The organism is Melaminivora alkalimesophila (assembly GCF_000282995.1).
GTDB lineage: Bacteria > Pseudomonadota > Gammaproteobacteria > Burkholderiales > Burkholderiaceae_C > Melaminivora > Melaminivora alkalimesophila.
Genome location: NZ_ALEE01000315.1, coordinates 1 through 3,462, shown reverse-complemented (window position 1 = coordinate 3,462; position 3,462 = coordinate 1). Strand labels below are relative to the sequence as shown.

Annotated in this window: 2 protein-coding genes and 1 pseudogene; 1 reads left to right on the top strand and 2 read right to left on the bottom strand. The window is 67.5% G+C overall.

The window, feature by feature from the left end:
* Positions 1–103: 103 nt before the first annotated feature.
* Positions 104–2,545 carry an RNA polymerase sigma factor RpoD gene (gene rpoD / locus A612_RS05875; RefSeq protein ID WP_019373597.1) on the top strand — a complete coding sequence of 814 codons (2,442 nt, stop codon included), beginning with the start codon at positions 104–106 and terminating at the stop codon, positions 2,543–2,545.
* A 74-nt stretch (positions 2,546–2,619) separates the two neighbouring features.
* Here rpoD and A612_RS05870 read toward each other — a convergent pair whose 3' ends face one another.
* Both A612_RS05870 and A612_RS05865 read right to left on the bottom strand, forming a co-directional pair.
* Entirely contained in the window at positions 2,620–3,177 is a 558-nt protein-coding gene (locus A612_RS05870) for a DUF3617 domain-containing protein (RefSeq protein WP_019373596.1), read from the bottom strand.
* 89 nt (positions 3,178–3,266) lie between these two features.
* Positions 3,267–3,462 (bottom strand): annotated as a pseudogene (locus A612_RS05865) (CoA transferase); the annotation flags it as partial.

The window sequence follows — 3,462 nt, the reverse complement described above, 5'->3', positions numbered from 1 at the left end:
AGGCCCAGGCGGTGATCATCGCCACCGGCTCGGAGGTGCAGCTGGCGGTGGCACGGCGCGCGTCTTCTTTGTGTGTGTGTCCATCCTGACCCTGAGGTCGCTCATGCCCGCTCAAAAGCCCGAGAAGCCTTCCAAGGCCGCCGCCTCCCCGGCCGAGGCCACCCCCACCCCTGTGAAGAAAGCCGCCAGCCGGGCCGCCGCCAAGAGCGGCGCAGCCGGCAAGGCTGCTGCCGAGGCAGCGCCCGCGGCCGCGAAGAAAGCCACGAACGTGTCCACTCCCAAGACCGCTGCTGAACTGAAGAAGGCAGCCGATGAGCTGCTGAAGAAGAAGCCTGCCCGCGCCGCCAAGGCGGCGGACGAGCCTGCCGCCGAGACCGAAGCGACGCCCGCACCGGCCAAGAAGGCCGCGGCGAAGAAGGCAGCCACCAAGACCACCGCCAAGGCCGCCGCCAAGGCCCCGGCCGCCAAGAAGGCGCCGGCCAAGAAGGCCGCCGCCAAGCGCGGCAAGCGCAAGGACGACCTGGACGACGACGCCGACCTGTCGGACATCGAGGCCGAGCTGGAAGGCGAGGTCGAGCCCGAGACCCCGGCCGAGGTCTCCGATGCCGCGCCGGCCGAGAAGCCCAAGCCCCTGCGCATGAAGATCAGCAAGGCGAAAGAGCGCGCCTTGATGAAGGAATTCGGCCTGGACGAGACCGTTCTGTCCGAAGAGGACATGGCCAAGCGCCGCGCGCAGCTCAAGCTGCTGATCACGCTGGGCAAGACGCGCGGCTACCTGACGCAGGGCGAGATCTCCGACCACCTGCCCGACAAGCTGGTCGATGCCGAGACCATGGAAGTGGTGGTCGCCATGCTCAGCGACATGGGCATCGCGGTGTATGAGCAGACGCCCGACGCCGAGACGCTGTTCCAGAACAACGTCACGCCCACGGCCACCACCGTCGAGGAAGCGGAAGAGGAAGCCGAGGCCGCCCTGTCCACCGTGGACAGCGAATTCGGCCGCACCACCGACCCGGTGCGCATGTACATGCGCGAGATGGGCACGGTCGAACTGCTCACGCGCGAAGGCGAGATCGAGATCGCCAAGCGCATCGAGGGCGGCCTGCAGGACATGATGGAGGCGATCAGCGCGTCTCCGGCCATCATCGCCGAGATCCTCAGCATGGCCGAGGAGATCCGCGAGGGCAAGGTCGTGATCACCGCCGTGGTCGATGGCTTCTCCGACCCCGATGAGGCCGACGACTACGTGGCCGAGGAAGACTACGACGAGTACGACGACGAGGACGATGACGATGGCAAGGGCGGCTCCAAGGCGATGACGCGCCTGCTGGAGAAGCTCAAGAACGATGCGCTGGAGCGCTTCGACGAGCTGCGCGCGCTGTTCGAGAAGATGCACAAGATCTACGACAAGGAAGGCTACGGCAGTCCGGCGTACATGAAGGTGCAGCGCGAAATCTCGGCCAAGCTGATGACCATCCGCTTCACCGCCAAGACCATCGAGAAACTCTCGGACATGGTGCGCGCGCAGGTGGACGACGTGCGCAAGAAGGAGCGCGAGCTGCGCCGCATCATCGTCGACAAGTGCGGCATGCCGCAGGAAGTCTTCATCAAGGAGTTCCCGCCGAACCTGCTGAACCTCAAGTGGGTGGAGCAGCAGGCAGCCGCCGGCAAGCCCTGGAGCGCCGTGCTCGAGCGCAACATCCCGCCCGTGCAGGAGCTGCAGCAACACCTCATCGACCTGCAGACGCGCGTGGTCGTGCCGCTGGCCGAGCTCAAGGCGATCTACAAGCGCATGAACGAGGGCGAGGCCAACTCGCGCAATGCCAAGAAGGAGATGATCGAGGCCAACCTGCGCCTGGTGATCTCGATCGCCAAGAAGTACACCAACCGCGGCCTGCAGTTCCTCGACCTGATCCAGGAAGGCAACATCGGCCTGATGAAGGCGGTGGACAAGTTCGAATACCGCCGCGGCTACAAGTTCTCGACCTACGCCACCTGGTGGATCCGGCAGGCGATCACCCGCTCGATCGCGGACCAGGCCCGCACCATCCGCATCCCGGTGCACATGATCGAGACCATCAACAAGATGAACCGCATCTCGCGCCAGCACCTGCAGGAGTTCGGCTTCGAGCCCGACGCCTCGATCCTGGCGGCCAAGATGGAGATCGCCGAGGACAAGATCCGCAAGATCATGAAGATCGCCAAGGAGCCGATCTCCATGGAGACGCCGATCGGCGACGACGACGACAGCCACCTGGGCGACTTCATCGAGGACCAGAACAACGTCGCGCCGGTGGACGCCGCCATGCAGGCCGGCCTGCGCGACGTGGTCAAGGACATCCTCGACGGCCTGACCCCGCGCGAGGCGAAGGTGCTGCGCATGCGCTTTGGCATCGAGATGAGCACCGACCACACGCTCGAGGAAGTGGGCAAGCAGTTCGACGTGACGCGCGAGCGCATCCGCCAGATCGAGGCCAAGGCGCTGAGGAAGCTCAAGCACCCGAGCCGCAGCGACAAGCTGCGTAGCTTCATGGACTCGCTGTGAGCGCACGCGCCCGGCGCTGACCGCCCTCCGGACCCGGCCCCTGGCCGGGTTTTTTCATGGGCTGCCTGGCGCGCTCAGGGCTTCCTGCGGCCGGCCGCACCTGCGCCCAGGGCGCCGCAATCGGCCGACACGCGCCGGGCATCGATGTCCACCTCCGTGCGCCCGTCCTCCTTGCTGGTGAGGACCGAGCGGGTGCTGTAGTGCGTTGGGCTGTGCAAGGTGGTGGTGAACTCCCCTTCCGCGCGCGGATCGGTGCAGCTCACGCGTCCGCGCCAGGTGTTGCCGCTGCGGCTCACGCGCGTGTAGGTGCAATCGCCTTCCTTCTGGCCCTCGCGGATCACGTCGGAGCGCACCTCCTCGGGCGTGAGGCAGGTGCGGATGGTCCCGCCTTCGCCGAAGGCCACGCCCGCGCCCGCCATCTGCTGCTCCATCGTCTTGCGCACCTCGGGCGGCAGGCTCTTGAGCTGCTCGCGCATCGCGGCCAGCTCCTTGCCCAGATCCCTGCCATCGGCCATGCGCATCTGGGACTTGACTTCCCACAGCCCCGGCAGGATGTCCTGTGCGTGGGCCGCCCCGGCCAGCCCCAGGGCCAGCGCGAGGACGGATGGGATGCGGATGTGCCTTGCTGGCATGGTTGCCCTCCTGCTCTGTGTATCGTGTGGTCGGATGTGCGAAGGGGCATTCTGGACGCCAACCGCCCGCCAGGCAAACGCGGCCCGCTTCAGCCCACCACGCCCGCCTCCTGCAGCGCCCGCACCTGCCCGGGCGAGTAGCCCAGGCCGTGCAGCAGCGCGCCGGTGTGCTCGCCCACCTGCGGGGGCTGAAGGCGCACGCCCAGGCGCCGCCCGTCCATGCGCAGCGGCAGCAGCGCCGCGCGCGCCGTCGTGCCGGCGCGCTCGCCGTCTGGCAGGCGCACC

Bases quoted from the DNA above. Each gene is read 5' to 3' on its own strand.
- rpoD (WP_019373597.1), top strand. From the start codon at position 104: ATGCCCGCTCAAAAGCCCGAGAAGCCTTCCAAGGCCGCCGCCTCCCCG.
- A612_RS05870 (WP_019373596.1), bottom strand. From the start codon at position 3,177: ATGCCAGCAAGGCACATCCGCATCCCATCCGTCCTCGCGCTGGCCCTG.